Here is a 713-nt window from a genome sequence, read left to right as displayed (position 1 = left end):
TGGAGCGGGCGATGCGCGGTTCGGACGAGCGTTCGGGGTCTTTGTTCTCCTAGTCGATCTGGAGAGCCGGGTCCGACGAGACCATCCGCTGCGGCCGATCCGGGAGATCGTCAACGCCGCCCTGACCGGTCTCAGCACGGACTTCGAGACGATCTATGCCGCTGGTGTCGGCCGCCCGTCGATCCCACCGGAACGGTTGCTTCGGGCTCTGCTGCTGCAGGCGTTCTATGGCATTCGCTCTGAGCGCCAGATCATGGAGCGGCTGGACTACGACCTTCTGTTCCGCTGGTTTGTCGGGCTTGGAGTCGATGGTGCGGCGTGGGACCAGACGACGTTCGGCAAGAACCGCGACCGCCTGCTTGGCGGTGACATCGCACACAAGTTCCTCGCCGCCGTTCTGGCGCATCCAAAGGTCAAGCGGCTTTTGTCGAGCGAGCACTTCAGCGTCGATGGCACGCTGATCGAGGCGTGGGCCTCGATGAAGAGCTTCCGTCCGAAGGACGGCTCGGGCGAACCGCCGACCTCGGGCAGGAACGGCGAGCGCGACTTCCACGGCGAGGCTCCAGCCAACGCCACCCACGAGAGCGCCACAGACCCGGACGCAAGATTGTTCCGCAAAGGGCCGGGCCGCGAGGCGCGCCTCTGTTTCATGGGCCATGCGCTGATGGAGAACCGCAACGGCCTTGTGGTCGACGCCTGCCTGACGAAGGCCG

Annotated in this window: 1 pseudogene; it reads left to right on the top strand. The window is 65.5% G+C overall.

The features are described from left to right. Positions 1-11: 11 nt before the first annotated feature. A pseudogene (locus tag AACY08_RS27740) lies at positions 12-713 on the top strand (IS5 family transposase); the annotation flags it as partial.

It is taken from the genome of Pseudomonas sp. EL_65y_Pfl1_R83 (assembly GCF_963970695.1).
GTDB lineage: Bacteria > Pseudomonadota > Gammaproteobacteria > Pseudomonadales > Pseudomonadaceae > Aquipseudomonas > Aquipseudomonas tritici.
The sequence above is the reverse complement of the archived record's forward strand: the minus strand, read 5'-3'. Positions and strand labels throughout refer to the sequence as shown.